This window comes from Devosia sp. (assembly GCF_041917035.1).
In the GTDB taxonomy this organism is placed as follows: domain Bacteria; phylum Pseudomonadota; class Alphaproteobacteria; order Rhizobiales; family Devosiaceae; genus Devosia_A.
Genome location: NZ_JAYRYM010000099.1, coordinates 1 through 13207, shown reverse-complemented (window position 1 = coordinate 13207; position 13207 = coordinate 1). Strand labels below are relative to the sequence as shown.

Annotated in this window: 18 protein-coding genes and 1 tRNA gene; 12 read left to right on the top strand and 7 right to left on the bottom strand. The window is 66.4% G+C overall.

Annotated elements, in window-relative coordinates; all coding sequences use genetic code 11:
* On the bottom strand, window positions 1-366 hold a 366-nt coding region (locus ACE3TU_RS11765; protein WP_374624376.1), incomplete at its 3' end, for a ribulose-phosphate 3-epimerase.
* Between the two features lie 204 nt (window positions 367-570).
* Here ACE3TU_RS11765 and ACE3TU_RS11760 point away from each other — a divergent pair.
* Both ACE3TU_RS11760 and ACE3TU_RS11755 read left to right on the top strand, forming a co-directional pair.
* Window positions 571-1308 carry a cytochrome c biogenesis CcdA family protein gene (locus ACE3TU_RS11760; protein WP_374624374.1) on the top strand — a complete coding sequence of 246 codons (738 nt, stop codon included), beginning with the start codon at window positions 571-573 and terminating at the stop codon, window positions 1306-1308.
* Window positions 1309-1427: 119 nt separating this feature from the next.
* Window positions 1428-2633: a GNAT family N-acetyltransferase gene (locus tag ACE3TU_RS11755; RefSeq protein ID WP_374624372.1), complete on the top strand. Its 1206-nt coding sequence runs from the start codon at window positions 1428-1430 to the stop codon at window positions 2631-2633.
* A gap of 10 nt (window positions 2634-2643) precedes the next feature.
* Here the strand turns inward: ACE3TU_RS11755 and radC are convergent, their stop codons facing one another.
* Both radC and map read right to left on the bottom strand, forming a co-directional pair.
* On the bottom strand, window positions 2644-3363 hold the full coding sequence (gene radC, locus ACE3TU_RS11750) for a DNA repair protein RadC (RefSeq protein ID WP_374624370.1): 720 nt from the start codon (window positions 3361-3363) through the stop codon (window positions 2644-2646).
* 3 nt (window positions 3364-3366) lie between these two features.
* Window positions 3367-4197, bottom strand: coding sequence for a type I methionyl aminopeptidase (gene map, locus ACE3TU_RS11745; protein WP_374624369.1), 831 nt, complete (start codon window positions 4195-4197; stop codon window positions 3367-3369).
* A gap of 167 nt (window positions 4198-4364) precedes the next feature.
* Here map and ACE3TU_RS11740 point away from each other — a divergent pair, with 167 nt between their 5' ends.
* The 3 genes from ACE3TU_RS11740 to ACE3TU_RS11730 all read left to right on the top strand — a co-directional run bounded on the left by ACE3TU_RS11740 (window position 4365) and on the right by ACE3TU_RS11730 (window position 6349).
* Window positions 4365-5132, top strand: coding sequence for a competence/damage-inducible protein A (locus ACE3TU_RS11740; RefSeq protein ID WP_374624368.1), 768 nt, complete (start codon window positions 4365-4367; stop codon window positions 5130-5132).
* 33 nt (window positions 5133-5165) lie between these two features.
* Window positions 5166-5663, top strand: a complete 498-nt coding sequence (gene gpt, locus ACE3TU_RS11735) for a xanthine phosphoribosyltransferase (protein ID WP_374624366.1) — start codon at window positions 5166-5168, stop codon at window positions 5661-5663.
* Window positions 5664-5734: 71 nt separating this feature from the next.
* Window positions 5735-6349: a 3'-5' exonuclease gene (locus tag ACE3TU_RS11730; protein ID WP_374624364.1), complete on the top strand. Its 615-nt coding sequence runs from the start codon at window positions 5735-5737 to the stop codon at window positions 6347-6349.
* 30 nt (window positions 6350-6379) lie between these two features.
* Here ACE3TU_RS11730 and ACE3TU_RS11725 read toward each other — a convergent pair whose 3' ends face one another.
* Complete coding sequence (locus tag ACE3TU_RS11725; RefSeq protein ID WP_374624362.1) at window positions 6380-7231, bottom strand: alpha-1,2-fucosyltransferase; 852 nt, start codon at window positions 7229-7231, stop codon at window positions 6380-6382.
* 108 nt (window positions 7232-7339) lie between these two features.
* Here ACE3TU_RS11725 and ACE3TU_RS11720 point away from each other — a divergent pair.
* The 4 genes from ACE3TU_RS11720 to ACE3TU_RS11705 all read left to right on the top strand — a co-directional run bounded on the left by ACE3TU_RS11720 (window position 7340) and on the right by ACE3TU_RS11705 (window position 8630).
* A tRNA-Leu gene (locus ACE3TU_RS11720) sits at window positions 7340-7422 on the top strand.
* Window positions 7423-7447: 25 nt separating this feature from the next.
* Window positions 7448-7735, top strand: a complete 288-nt coding sequence (locus ACE3TU_RS11715) for a hypothetical protein (protein ID WP_374624360.1) — start codon at window positions 7448-7450, stop codon at window positions 7733-7735.
* Entirely contained in the window at window positions 7732-8241 is a 510-nt protein-coding gene (locus ACE3TU_RS11710; RefSeq protein ID WP_374624358.1) for a hypothetical protein, read from the top strand. The genes ACE3TU_RS11715 and ACE3TU_RS11710 overlap by 4 nt, the downstream gene beginning before the upstream one ends.
* 38 nt (window positions 8242-8279) lie before the next feature.
* Complete coding sequence (locus tag ACE3TU_RS11705; protein ID WP_374624356.1) at window positions 8280-8630, top strand: DUF1304 domain-containing protein; 351 nt, start codon at window positions 8280-8282, stop codon at window positions 8628-8630.
* Between the two features lie 39 nt (window positions 8631-8669).
* On the opposite strand, the gene ACE3TU_RS11700 is transcribed toward ACE3TU_RS11705, so the two are convergent.
* Window positions 8670-10079, bottom strand: coding sequence for a glycosyltransferase family 39 protein (locus ACE3TU_RS11700; protein ID WP_374624354.1), 1410 nt, complete (start codon window positions 10077-10079; stop codon window positions 8670-8672).
* Window positions 10080-10423: 344 nt separating this feature from the next.
* On the opposite strand from ACE3TU_RS11700, the gene ACE3TU_RS11695 reads away from it, so the two are divergent.
* From ACE3TU_RS11695 to ACE3TU_RS11685, 3 genes are all read left to right on the top strand, one after another.
* Window positions 10424-11377 carry a hypothetical protein gene (locus ACE3TU_RS11695; RefSeq protein ID WP_374624352.1) on the top strand — a complete coding sequence of 318 codons (954 nt, stop codon included), beginning with the start codon at window positions 10424-10426 and terminating at the stop codon, window positions 11375-11377.
* A gap of 8 nt (window positions 11378-11385) precedes the next feature.
* Window positions 11386-11691 carry a hypothetical protein gene (locus ACE3TU_RS11690; protein ID WP_374624350.1) on the top strand — a complete coding sequence of 102 codons (306 nt, stop codon included), beginning with the start codon at window positions 11386-11388 and terminating at the stop codon, window positions 11689-11691.
* A 160-nt stretch (window positions 11692-11851) separates the two neighbouring features.
* The gene (locus ACE3TU_RS11685; RefSeq protein ID WP_374624348.1) at window positions 11852-12280 is read left to right on the top strand and encodes a methylated-DNA--[protein]-cysteine S-methyltransferase; all 429 of its coding nucleotides are present in this window, start codon (window positions 11852-11854) and stop codon (window positions 12278-12280) included.
* Here ACE3TU_RS11685 and ACE3TU_RS11680 read toward each other — a convergent pair whose 3' ends face one another.
* Both ACE3TU_RS11680 and ACE3TU_RS11675 read right to left on the bottom strand, forming a co-directional pair.
* Window positions 12281-12835, bottom strand: coding sequence for a gluconokinase (locus tag ACE3TU_RS11680; protein WP_374624346.1), 555 nt, complete (start codon window positions 12833-12835; stop codon window positions 12281-12283).
* The coding region (locus ACE3TU_RS11675; protein WP_374624344.1) for an SDR family oxidoreductase at window positions 12810-13207 on the bottom strand (398 nt) is incomplete at its 5' end. The genes ACE3TU_RS11680 and ACE3TU_RS11675, both read right to left, overlap by 26 nt.

Sequence of the window (13207 nt, the reverse complement as noted above, 5' to 3'; positions counted from 1 at the left end):
GGGGGTCGCCGGGTTGATCGCCACGCCGGCCCGCTTGCCTTCCGCCCGGATCGCCTGCAGCGAGCGATGCAGGTGGGGTCCGGCCTCGGCATGCACCGTGATCGTGTCGGCGCCGACCCTGGCAAAGGCCGGGATGTAGGGATCGGCCGGGGCGATCATCAGATGCACGTCGATATGCCTGCCGGTCACCGGCCGGATTGCCGATACCACCAGCGGCCCGATGGTGAGGTTGGGAACGAAGTGACCGTCCATGACATCGACATGGACGTAGTCCGCTCCGCCCGCGTCGATGGCACGGATCTCCTCGCCCAGCCGGGAGAAGTCGGCCGAGAGAATCGAGGGAGCGATACGGATGGGCCGGGTCATGGGGCGCTCGTCGAGGTCAGCAACTCTCAATGTTCGAGGCTGATACCTCGCATCAGGCGCGATGTCACCCCGGCGTGGCCCGGGGCCGTTGCGGATGTACCGGCCCCCGCACGTCACCGCCCCGAGGAAACGTCTCTCACAACCGCGCGAGAGCCATCCCGTCACATTGCCTTGCGCCGCGAACCGACTATGACTGCGGCCGCAATGGATCAGTTTTCGCTTTGGCTGGTGTTCGGGGCAGGGGTGCTGAGTTTTCTCAGCCCCTGCGTGCTGCCCTTGGTGCCTCCCTATCTCACCTACATGAGCGGCGCCAGCTTCGACCAGTTGCGGGCGGATGGCGCGACGGCCGGAGCCCTGTGGCGAAAGAGCGTGTTCACCTCGCTTTTCTTCATCGCCGGCTTCTCGATCGTTTTCATCCTGTTCGGCATCACGGCGACGGCGCTCGGGCAGGCCTTCCGGCAGGCCCTGCCGGTGCTCACGCCGATCGCCGGCATCTTCATCATCGCGATGGGCCTGCACTTCGTCGGCGTCTACCGCATCGGCCTGCTCGATCGCCAGCTCCGGCACCAGGGACCGGGCGCCGCCAGCGGGCCGGTCGGCGGCTTTCTCCTCGGCCTTGCCTTCGCCATCGGCTGGACGCCATGCATCGGGCCGGTCCTCGGCTCGATCCTGGCCGTCGCCTCCACCAGGGAGACGGCGCTCGACGGCGCTGCCCTTCTCGCGGTCTACTCTCTCGGCCTGGGCGTGCCGTTTCTGCTCGCCGGCATCGCCATCGGGCCGTTCCTGTCGTTCTTCTCCGGCTTCCGCAAGCACCTCGGTACCGTCGAAAAGGTGATGGGCGGGCTGCTGGTACTGACCGGGGTGCTCTTTCTCACCGGTCAGTTCACCCGCATTGCCTACTGGTTCCAGGAGACCTTTCCGGTCCTGCAGACCATCGGGTAAGCCCCGCTTAACCCTGCGCTCCGATTTCCGCCGCCGGCAGCGCCCGCCACGCCAAAGTCAACCGGAGATTCATGCGGGGCGATGACACTGCCCGCACGCTTCTCCTGGAGAGTGGAACCTTGGCGACGCTAGCCCTTGCCACCTCGGCCCCGTCGGCAACCGCCGCCGCGTCGCGCCCCTCCAGCGCGGTCACGGTGCGGTTGCTCCACGATATCGACGCCGTGGCGGATGCCTGGGACGCGCTGGCCTCCCGTGTGCCGCCACAGTCTCCGGCCCAGAGCCGGACCGTCATAGCCACCTGGGTCTCGGCGCTCGGCATTCGGGCCGACGACCAGTACTACGTCCTCGCCGAGCGCAACGGACACCCCGTGGCGCTGCTGCCGCTGGTGCGCCGGCGGGTCCGCGGCGTCCGGCTGCTATCCTTTTTCGCCGGACCGCATGTCGGCTGCGACGCGCCGTTGATCGATCCGGCCGTTCTCGCCGAGCTCGGTTCGGTCGGCCGGGCCGCGCTGTGGTCGGCGATGCTGGCGCCGCTCGCCGATGCGGACGTGGTCTATCTCAAGTCCATCCCGGCGACGCTGCATGACGGCATCGACCTGTTCGCCGAGCTGGGACAGTCCATCGCGGCCGAGACCCTTCATCGTGCCGAGTTCACGAGCTTTGCCGAGGCGGATCGTACGCAGCGCAACAGGTCGCGTCGCAAGCATGACCGCCAGCAAGGCGATCGCCTCGACGCGCTGGGCGAGGTGGGCTTCGAGGTTCTTGGCAATGGTGCGGCCGCGCAGGCCGTACTCGACACCATGTTCGCGCAGCGCGCCGCCCGCTTTCGCGACATGGGCATCGACAATCCGTTCGAATGCCCGGGCATCGGGCTGTTCTACGCCTCGCTCGCGGCCGCCGGTTCGGGCACCGAGCTCGTGCTGCACGTGTTGCGACTGGACGGTGCGATCGTTGCCGTGCGCTACAACGTCGTTGTCGGCGACCGGATGTTCTGCCTGATCTCCTCGATGAGCGCCGATCCTGCGATCCAGGCCGGCTCTCCGGGCAAGCAGTGCCTGCTCCGCGTCATGCAGAGCGTGTTCGACGCCGGCATTCGCGTGTTCGACATGGGCACCGGCCTCACCGACGAGAAGCGGCACTGGTGCAATGTGCAGGTCCCCGTCCGGCACCACTACGTGCCACTGACCCCGGTGGGCGACCTGGCGGCCGGGGCGCACTTCCTGTGGCAGCACCTGCGTCGGCGGCTCAAGGCCAATGCCCGGCTGGTGAGCGCGCTGCGAGGGCTGCGTGCCCAGATCAGGCGCGCGGTGCCCGAGACTCCATAGGCCGAACCGCCTAAAGCAGCTTCAGGCCCTTCATCGAGCAGTGCCCGTGCTTGCCGATGATGATGTGGTCGTGCACCGTGATCCCGAGGGGGCGCGCGATGTCGTTGATCTGGCGGGTCATCTGCACGTCGGCCGATGACGGCGTGGGGTCCCCCGAAGGATGGTTGTGCACGAGGATCAGGGCCGAGGCGCTGAGCTCGAGCGTTCGCTTGATGACTTCGCGCGGGTAGACCGGGGTGTGGTCGACGGTTCCCGCCTGCTGCACCTCGTCGGCGATCAGCCGGTTCTTCCTGTCGAGAAAGAGGATGCGAAACTGCTCGATGTCGTTGAACGCCATCTGCGCCCGGCAATAGTCGATCAGCGCCGACCATGAACTGAGGATCGGCAGGTCCGGAACCACCCGGTCGCGGGCGAATCGCTGCGCCGCGGCCTGGATGATCTTGAGGTTGGTGCCCGATATGTCTCCGAGCCCCTTGACCTCGCTCAGCCGCGTCGACGGGGCGGCAAACACTCCGGAGAAAGAGCCGAACCTGGTCAGCAGGTCCTTGGCGATGGGCTTGGTGTCCTTGCGCGGAATGATGATCTGCAGGATCAGCTCGAGCAGCTCATAGTCCTGCAGGGCGTCGGCGCCCACCTGCAGGAACTTCTGCCGGGCGCGTTCGCGATGACCCGCATAGTGCGGGCTGGGGGCTTCGTCGAGACCGTCCGGTTTCGCCTCGCCCCTCGCCATGGCTCAGCGACGGGCGTCGAGGGGGTTGAACAGCCCCCGTGGAGACAGGGTGAAGATCTCGTTGCCCGTCGCCGTGATGCCGATCGAATGTTCCGCCTGCGCCGAGAGCGTCCGGTCGCGGGTGACCGCGGTCCAGCCGTCCGACAGGATCTTCACGTGCGGGCGGCCGAGATTGATCATCGGCTCGATGGTGAAGATCATGCCCGGCTTCAGCGGAACCCCGGTGCCGGGCACGCCGAAGTGCATGATGTTGGGCTCGTCGTGGAACAACTGACCCACCCCGTGGCCGACGAAGTCGCGCACGACGCTGGTCCGTTCCGCCTCGGCGTGCGACTGGATGGCCGCGCCGATGTCGCCGGTCGTGTTGCCGGGCCGGGCCGCCGCGATGCCGGCGGCAAGGCTCTCGTAGGTGACCTCGATCAGCCGCTCGGCCTTGCGGCTGATTTCGCCGACCGGGTACATCCTCGAACTGTCCCCATACCAGCCATCGACGATCAGGGTGAGGTCGATGTTGACGATGTCGCCCTCCCGCAGTGGCCGCTCCTCGGGGATGCCGTGGCAGACGACGTGATTGATCGACGTGCAGATCGAGTGCCGGTACCCCTTGTAGAACAGCGTCGCCGGGATGGCGCCGTGGTCGCGCGCGAAGGCGTAGGCGAGCCGGTCGAGCGCCGCGGTCGTCACGCCGGGGCGGACCTCGTCGACCAGCATGTCCAGCGCTTCGGCCGTCAGTCGGCCAGCCTTGCGCATTCCGGCGAACCCCGCTTCGCCGTGCAGCGGAATGACGCCGGAGGTGCGTCGGTTCTTGCTCTCGGCGTCGACAAAGGTGACCATCGGGGGGGCTCCGTACAGATTGCCGAAGGTATGCGTTCGGCCGCGCCAAGAAAAGGGGAGAACTCCGTTCATCCCGGTGACGGGACTGTGGCAATCACTGCGGGCTTCTTGACCTTTCCGCGCGCCTTGGGCAATGCATCCGCCTTGCTGTCCGCTTGGGCTGAGCCATGTCCCACACCGTCACCGCCGCTCTCGTCGTCATCGGCGACGAAATCCTGTCGGGGCGGACCAAGGACGTGAACATCGGTGCCGTCGCCGATTTCTGCACCGATCTCGGCATCGCGCTGAGCGAGGTGCGGGTCGTCTCCGATGTCGAAGGCGAGATCGTCGACGCGATCAACGCGGTGCGGGCGCGCTACACCTACGTGTTCACCACAGGCGGCATCGGCCCGACGCACGACGACATCACCGCCGACGCCGTGGCCAAGGCGTTCGGCGTTCCGCTGACTATCAACCCGGAGGCCCGCGCCATGCTCGAGGCGCGATGGCGGCAGACGGGCACCGAGGTCAACGCGGCGCGCCTGCGCATGGCCCGCATCCCGGAGGGGGCAACGCTGATCGCCAATTCGGTCAGTGCCGCCCCCGGCTTCCGCATCGGCAACGTACACGTCATGGCCGGGGTGCCGGTGATCATGCGCGCCATGCTGGAGGCCGTGGCGCCGACGCTCGAGGGCGGCCGCAAGGTGAAGTCCATCACCATCCGCTGCCGGGTGGGCGAAGGCAGCATCGGTACCGCGCTCGGCGCCATCCAGGCCGAGTTTCCGGACGTCAAGATGGGCAGCTACCCGCAAATGGGGCAGACCCATGTGATGACGGAACTGGTGCTGCGGTGCGCCGACGAGGACCGGCTGGCTGTCGCTGCCGAGCGCGTCAAATCCATGGTGGGCGAGGCCCATCGCCAGGCCGGCCTGTCCGATACCGTCGAGGCCTACTGAATTCGCGCGGCAAATGTCCGCCAGGGAGAATCCATGACACAGTCCAGCCAGAAGTCGTTTCCGGTCACCTGGGACCAGTTCCATCGCGACAGCCGCGCGCTCGCCTGGCGCCTGCAGGGACTGGGCCCCTTCGATGCACTGGTGGCCATCACCCGCGGTGGCCTCGTGCCGGCCGCGATCGTCGCGCGCGAACTCAACATCCGCGTCGTCGAAAGCGTTGCGGTCAAGAGCTACGACCACCAGAACCAAGGTGGCATCAAGGTGCTCAAGCCGATCACCGAGGAACTGCTCGTCAAGGCGCGAAACGGTGGCAAGATCCTGATCGTCGACGACCTGGTCGATACCGGCGCCACGGCGCGCGTCGTGCGCGACATGTTGCCGGGCGCCCACTTCGCCACCGTCTATGCCAAGCCCAAGGGCCGCGAGATGGTCGACACCTTCATCACCGAGGTGAGCCAGGACACCTGGATCTTCTTCCCCTGGGACCTGGACGTGGCCTACGTGCCGCCGATCTCCGGTGGTACCGACTGATCGTCGACCTTCGTCGGGCTGGACTGAGACAAACTGTCGCATATGGTCTCCGCCGGTCAGCGGAGGCTCTCATGAAATCAGCCGTCATCTTCGATTGCGAGTTCCTGTGTCTCGAGGGCTCGCAGCGACGCTTCTGGTGCGCCGCAATCGATCCCGATCCCGTCATCGCGCAGGTCGGCGCCGCACGGATTGCGCTCGAGGGCGGTTTCGAGATCATCGAGACATTCCGGGCCTATGTCACGCCGCTCGATCGACACGGCCGGCGATACGGGCTCGATCCGTTCTTCACCCAACTGACGGGTATCACCGAGGATGACATCGAGCGCGCCGGCCAGCCACTCTCGGAGGTGCTGGCCGCTTTTGAACGCTTTGCGCACGGCGCTCGCTGCTGGTCATGGGGCAAGGACGAACTCAATATGCTCGCGATCAGTTGCTACATTGCCGGCGTGACGCCGCCGATCCCGGCCGGCCGCTTCGACAACGCCGTCAAGCTGGTTCTGGCCGCCGGCATGCCTGTCGAGGATATCGCCCGTACGCCGAGCAACAGGCTGGTCGAGTACTTCGGCGTCGAGCATCCGCCGCTCAGAGGGCACGATGCCCTCGATGACGCGTTGTCCGTCACCTATGTGGTGCAGCATCTGCTGCGCACTGGCAGGCTCACGGTGGACGTCTTCGATCGGCTCTGAACGGCTCGGCCTCCTCGAGCGCTGGTGAGGCTAGATCCGCAGCCAGCCGTGCAGAAGCCGGTCATCGACGTCGACGGGGAGGGGGTAGTCTGGCCCGAACCAGCGCTGCGGACCGATGACCAGCTTGTCGGCTGCCGCGCCGAGCCAGGCCCCCCACCAGCTGAAGGTGGAATTGGCGATGACGAAGTGCCGGCACAGCGACATCAGCCTCAGGTCCTCCGCTCCAGAGTAGCCTGCCACCAGCCGCAGTCCCGGCCAGTCGCTGAGTTCGGTACGGGCGCGTTCGGGGTCGTCGGAGAACAGGAAGTAGGTGGGTCGCGGTATCCGGGCTTCCAGCGCCTCGCGGGCGGCCAGGTAATAGTCGGGGCCGAGCACCCCGAAATAGGCACTGGCCTGTGGGCTGACGAGATAGTCGCCGCGCCGGACGTGCACGGCGACCGGATGCTCGGCGGCACGGATTTCGGCCTCGAGTGCGGCCGTCCGTGCCGTGGACAGTCTGCCCGTGTCGAAGGTCTGGCGAACGCTGGCCTCGTATCCCGAGAAGTAGCGCCACGACTGGAAATACCCGACCAGGGCCGTCGTCGCGCCAGCCGACAGGAAGGCTGGATCGAAACCCTCTCGTTGCCGGAGGACGCTCGCTCCCCGGAAGCGGCGGTGCATCAGCCCGAGGGCCACCGCCAGGCGTCGTCCCGGCTTGTACGGCGGCACCCGGTCCGCATCGATCGCAATGCCGAATTGCTCGAGCCCCAGCGGCCGGTCCTGTCGGCGCTGTCGCCGGTAGTGACTGACATCGCAGACCAGAGCAGCCCCGAGGCGCTGCGCCAGCGCGAGGCCCGCTGCATACTGGAACATCTGGTTGCCCAGGCCAGCCGTGATCTTCACTCCGACGCATGGTCCCGACGTCAAGCTGGCTCCCCCTTTTCTGTCCGCACCCTGCCAGCCAATTGACCGGTTGTCAGCCTTGCTGCCCCTGTGGCAGACCACCTCGGCGCGGGCGTGATGGAATGGTAGACATACGGGACTTAAAATCCCGAGGGTGTACACCCGTGCGGGTTCGAGTCCCGCCGCCCGCACGAGGACAGGACCTCAGGAGGTATCGTGCTGCTCAAGCTGGAGGTTCTCGAGGCGATCAGGCGGGGCGAGATCACCCTGCAGTTCCGGCGCTGGACGCGGCCCACGGTCAGGTCCGGCGGGACCTTGAAGACGAAGCTCGGAACGCTCCGCATCGGCCGCATCGACGAATTGTCCCCGGACGATGTCAGTGAGACGGACGCCCGCCGGGCCGGCTTCTCCGGCATCCCGGAGTTCCGTCGCTGGCTCGACACCATGAAGCAGGGTCCGCTGTTCCAGCGGATCGAAGTGTCATTCGAGGGAGACGACAAATGAGAGACTACAGCCCTGCCCGGGTAGCCCGGCTTCTCGCCTGCATTGCGCCCGTCCTTGTGTTCTCGGGCGCCCCCGGCCAGGCCGCCGAGTCCTGCACCAACTGGTCAACGGAGATGATGGAGGACGAGGGCGGCCCTGTGCTGACCACATCGGCCTGCGCGCCGGAACGCAGCGACGTGTTTCTTCTGCTGACCTGCACCTCGGGTACGGTCTGGATGCGTTACGATCTCGCGAGCGGGGAGGACGGTTCCGCGGAGCTCGACGGGACCGTTTCGGTGCGCTTTGCCACGGAACAGGGCAGCCAGATCCTGCCCATGGTCTTTGAGGAAATGGACGCCCGCCACGCCGGCGATATCCCTGTCGATGCGCCACTTCTTGACCTGCTCCGGTCGGGGCGGAGCCTCGAGATCGGCGACGTCGAGGGCCGTTATCCCGCCCGCACATTCTCCCTGCAGGGGTCGCGCAAGGCAATCGACGCGCTGCTGGCGGCGTGCGAAGCGAACTGACACGGGGCCCGATAGCGGCCGTTCGAGGAGAAGCTGGCATGATCGGCAGCGTACTGACCGCAGCAGTCGCTGCAATCCACGTCTACATCCTGATCCTCGAGATGTTCCTCTGGACGACGCCCCGGGGACGGAAGGTCTTCGGAACCACCGAGGACTTCGCCCGGGCCAGCCGGGTGCTGGCGGCCAACCAGGGCCTCTACAACGGTTTCCTCGCGGCGGGCCTCGTCTGGGGAGTGGCGCTCGGCGAGGCCGGCGATCCGATCAAGCTGTTCTTTCTTGGCTGCGTTGCGGTGGCCGGCATCTATGGTGCGGCGACAGTGGGGAGGCGCATACTCTGGGTGCAGACCGCACCGGCTTTGGTCGCCGCGGCAGCAGTGATGCTCGCCTGAACGAAGGATCGCGGCCGCGGCCGGGCGGCCGCTGCCTGACTAGTCGTCCGCGGGGATCCGAAAGCCTCTGCCGAGGTAGATGGACGGCGTGTAGATGAGGTACCCGAACCGCTCGTAGGGGACCTCCTCGAGCAGAACGAGTTCCTCGAAGAACTGGGAGATGTAGTCGACCCCGAAGCGGGTATCGGCGACGATGAGTGCATCCTCGCCGACATGCGCCTCCGGACGGAACCAGTAGTCGTACTGGTCGTGACGCGGAGAGATGGTCACGACGTCCGGGTCTCGCATGGCATACCCCACCTCAGCGGCGATCTGGTAGCCCGTGGCCGCGACGAAGCCGATCTGGTGCTCGCCTTTCAGCGCCTCGACGCGGGCCGCCACCTCTGGCCACCCGAAGGTCGAGGCCAGAGTCCAGTCCGATCGTCCGTTGAGAGTGGACACCGGGATCACGGTGCTGACCGTCAGCAGCGCGGCAATGGTGAGACCGTACAACAGGTGCAGGGCCCAGACCCAGATCCGGCGCATCTTTCCCGCCAGGAGGGGCATCAGCAGCGGGTAGGCGACGATGTTCCAGTAGAAGTAGACCTCGACGAACAGCGAAAGCACAGTCGTCGTGAGTGTCGATATGCCAAAGATGCACAGCGCCAGGACGCGGGCGCGATCTGCGAAGGGCGCCCCCAACGGCTTGCGGATCAGCCCGAAGATCGCCGGGAACACGAACGGGGAGACCCACAGCAGGGCCTGGACAAAATAGCGCGACAGGCCGTTTGGGTTGGGGTCCAGCGGTATCTCGCCCCCCCAGCGCTCGGAAATGTGGAACGTGTATGAGGCAAACCCCTCGTTGAGGTTCCACCACAGGACCGGCGCCTGCATCGCCATGCCGACCAGGGCGGCGAGATAGGGATGCGGCGTGCGCAACACCGCGCGGACCGGCTTGTGCACCAGGAAGAACAACGCCATCCCGAGTCCGAGCAGCGCGCCGTTGTATTTGGTCAGCACCGAGAGCCCCAGCACTACTCCGGCGGCATACAGCCATCGGAAGTCGCGGTGGCCGGCTTCGAACTTCTCCGCGAAGACCAGCAGGCAGTGCGCGGTGGCGACGACCAGGAAAATCAGCAGGTGGTCGTGAAAGACGATGGTGGTCATCGCGAAGTAAAGCGGTGACGCCAGGTAGAGCGCGACCGTCGGCCACCACCAACTTCCGGGGTTCTCGGGGCTCAGCCGCTTCGCCCACAGCCAGAAGACCCACAGCGTTCCCAGCAATGTCGCCCAGGCCAGCGCCCGCAGGGAGAACAGTGACCAGCCGAGGGCGCTGACCACCCCGAGCAGCCAGGCGTGCAAGGGCGGGTGGTCGAAATACGACCAGTCGGGCCTCTGTCCCCAGAGCCAGTAATAGGCCTCGTCACCGAGCGGCGGGTGGACGAACGTCACCCACGCTTTGGCCAGCAACAGCAGTATGGCAGCAATCTGCGTCAGCCGCACAATGGAAGGACGGATAACCAAGCTGGAAGTCACGGTCAGCTGCAAACCGTGAGGCGGTGGGACACCTGGCGACAAGAACCGGACCCGCGAAGTTGCGGCAAGACCTCTGGTTGCGTCACGTCCGGCCCCAATATGCGTCCTGAGCTCAGGGTAGCGGATTTCCGCCGACTCGCAAGGGGCGGCCGGTCGAACCGGGTCAGCCACCGACGACCGAATTGCCCGGCCAAGGGGAATCCCGTACTATCTCAGTGCGGCGGGCTACCTGAGGGCATCCACAGATGTGGGATTTTTCCATCGGGCAGGCGTTGGGGATGATGGGTCGAACCCTCCCCTTCGTTGTGCTCCGTATTGTCGTATATGCCGCGATCTCCGTTGCCTTCGTACTGGCCACCGGTGTCGGTGCGGGCGTCGGTTGGGGAATCGGCGCCTTCGGGGATGTCGATTTCCGCGCCGGAGCGACGTTGTGGGGCGGCATCATCGGGTTCGGTCTGACCGCCGGAGTCCTGTTCTTCCTGCGCGAATACATCCTCTACATCGTCAAGGCCGGGCACATCGCCGTGCTTGTCAAGCTGCTGGACGGCGAGGAGATCCCGGCGGGGCAGGGGCAGATCGACTATGCCACCGGCATCGTCAAGGCGCGCTTCGTCGAGGCCAACGTGCTGTTCGCCGTGGACCAGCTGATCAAGGGAGTGCTCGGGGCGATCATCGGTCTGATCCAGGGCGTCGCCTCGATCCTGCCGATCCCCGGCCTGACCAACGTCGTCGGGCTGATCCGGGCCTTCCTGCGCATCTCGGTCGGGCTCGTCGACGAGGTCATCCTCGCCTATGGCATCCGGACCAATGCCTCCAACCCCTGGGCGTCGGCGCAAACGGCACTCGTGCTCTACGCCCAGAACTACCCGACAATGCTGAAGAACGCCGCATGGCTGACGGCCATCACCTACCTGCTGGCGTTCGTCGTCTTTCTCGTCATGCTGGCACCGGCGGCCCTGATCGTCTGGCTCATTCCCGGAGGCTGGGCCGCCGGCGGGTTCGTCTTTGCCCTGATCTTCGCCTGGGCCGTGAAGGCGGCCCTGATCGAGCCCTTTGCCATCGCCTGCATGATGCAGGTGTATTTCCGCACCACCGCCGGCCAGTCGCCTAACCCGGAGTGGGATGCGCGCATTTCGGGCGTGTCCCGCAAGTTCGTCGAACTCAAGGACAAGGCGACCCGGTGGATGGATGGACGCGGTCCGGCGCCGGGGCAGGGTGGCGCGCCGACCTGAGGCGGGCGATGAAACGCGTCACGATGCGTGTCGACTACGGGCTGGTCGGACATGGGCTCGCTCCGCTGTTCATCGACGGAACCCCGACCGAACTCGGGTTCTGGGGGTTCTCTGCCGACCTGCTTCGGCGCCTCAGGCGTCTCAATGAGCTCTATGACCGTCAAGTGAACTGGGACAATCCGCGCGACAGCACGTGGCTGATCCCCGAGCGGGACCGCAACGAGTTCAATGCCCTGTTGCCGCTGGTGGCGGCAGAGATACACATGGCGATCGGCGAGAACTGGGAACTGGTGGTGGAGAGCGAGGCCCTCTGACCCAATGCTCGCCCGGGTCGAAACCGGGTTGGACCGGCCCCTGCCGAGCGCTATTGTGCCGGGCATGGGCTATCGGCTGGTCGAAACGGCACTGGGAACACTCGGGTTCGGCTGGACCGGAGCGGGCGTCTCTCGCCTGCTTCTTCCGGGTGACCCGCCAATGACCATGCGGCAGCGGCTCTCCGCCGTGTGCGGCGACGAGGCGCCGGATGGGATGGCAGGCCTTGCCGGGCGTCTCCGCGCCTACGCGGAGGGCGCTCGGGACGACTTCACCGATGTGACCCTCGACCTCGATGGTGTTGCGGATTTCAACCGGCGGATCTACGGGCGCATCCGCAGCCTCGGCTGGGGCGAAACCACCACCTACGGTGCCATCGCCCGCTGGCTGGGTGACGTGGCGCTGTCGCGGGCCGTCGGAACAGCCATGGGGACCAATCCCATCCCGTTGATCGTGCCCTGCCACCGTGTCCTCGCAGCGGACGGCCGCACCGGGGGATTTTCCGCACCGGAGGGCGTGCGCGCCAAGATGCGGATGCTGGCCCTGGAGCACGCCGCCTCGCCCACCGGGCAGTTCTCGTTCGGGTTCTGACTACTGCCCGCGCTTGAACGCCCTCAGGTGCCCCAGGTCCTTGACCACGCGACCGGCGATCGCCTCGACGGGATCGGATACGTCGACCCTGAGCACATTTTCATCATCGTCCGGTCGTTCCAGCGTCGCGAACTGGCTGTCGAGCAGACGGGGGTTCATGAACTCGTGCTGTCGCGCCGCAATGCGCTTGCGGATCACCTCGATGTCGCCGTCGAGGAACACGAAGAGGATCGGTTCCCCGGCCCTCTCGGTCAGGAAGTCCCGGTAGGCGCGCTTGAGGGCCGAGCAGGCGCCAACCGAAACGCCCTTCTGCTTCGCTGCGTCGGCGAGGGCCAGCGCCAGCGTTTCGAGCCACGGCCAGCGATCCTCGTCGGTCAGGGGAATGCCGGCACGCATCTTCTCCTTGTTGGCAGCCGGGTGGTAGCCGTCGCCGTCGAGGAACGGGGCGTGAAGCCGGCGCGCCAGCGCTGCCCCCACCGCGGACTTGCCCGACGAGGCGACGCCCATCGCGATGATGATGCGGGCCGGCTCAAACCGTGGCTGTGAAGGCGCCATCGACATAGAGGATATGTCCGTTCACAAAGGATGCTGCTTCTGACGCGAGGAAGACGGCAGCGCCGCCGAGCTCTGCCGGCGCGCCCCAGCGGCCCATCGGCGTGCGCTTCTCCACCCAGGCGGTGAACTCCGCATTGGCCAGCAGGGCCTCGTTCATCTCGGTGCTGATGTAGCCAGGCGCGATGCCGTTGACGTTGATGCCGTGCTTGGCCCAGTCGACGGCCATGCCGCGCGTCAGGTTGGCAATCGCCGCCTTGCTCGCGGCATAGGGAGCGATCGAAGGCCGCGCGAGGTTGCTCATCACCGAGCAGATGTTGATGATCTTGCCACTCCGTCGCGCGATCATGCCCCGCGCCACGGCGCGACCCACCA

Coding starts and splice junctions, on each gene's coding strand:
- ACE3TU_RS11760 (WP_374624374.1), top strand. CDS start 571: ATGGATCAGTTTTCGCTTTGGCTGGTGTTCGGGGCAGGGGTGCTGAGT.
- radC (WP_374624370.1), bottom strand. CDS start 3,363: ATGGCGAGGGGCGAGGCGAAACCGGACGGTCTCGACGAAGCCCCCAGC.
- map (WP_374624369.1), bottom strand. CDS start 4,197: ATGGTCACCTTTGTCGACGCCGAGAGCAAGAACCGACGCACCTCCGGC.
- ACE3TU_RS11740 (WP_374624368.1), top strand. CDS start 4,365: ATGTCCCACACCGTCACCGCCGCTCTCGTCGTCATCGGCGACGAAATC.
- gpt (WP_374624366.1), top strand. CDS start 5,166: ATGACACAGTCCAGCCAGAAGTCGTTTCCGGTCACCTGGGACCAGTTC.
- ACE3TU_RS11730 (WP_374624364.1), top strand. CDS start 5,735: ATGAAATCAGCCGTCATCTTCGATTGCGAGTTCCTGTGTCTCGAGGGC.
- ACE3TU_RS11710 (WP_374624358.1), top strand. CDS start 7,732: ATGAGAGACTACAGCCCTGCCCGGGTAGCCCGGCTTCTCGCCTGCATT.
- ACE3TU_RS11705 (WP_374624356.1), top strand. CDS start 8,280: ATGATCGGCAGCGTACTGACCGCAGCAGTCGCTGCAATCCACGTCTAC.
- ACE3TU_RS11695 (WP_374624352.1), top strand. CDS start 10,424: ATGATGGGTCGAACCCTCCCCTTCGTTGTGCTCCGTATTGTCGTATAT.
- ACE3TU_RS11690 (WP_374624350.1), top strand. CDS start 11,386: ATGAAACGCGTCACGATGCGTGTCGACTACGGGCTGGTCGGACATGGG.
- ACE3TU_RS11685 (WP_374624348.1), top strand. CDS start 11,852: ATGACCATGCGGCAGCGGCTCTCCGCCGTGTGCGGCGACGAGGCGCCG.
- ACE3TU_RS11680 (WP_374624346.1), bottom strand. CDS start 12,835: ATGGCGCCTTCACAGCCACGGTTTGAGCCGGCCCGCATCATCATCGCG.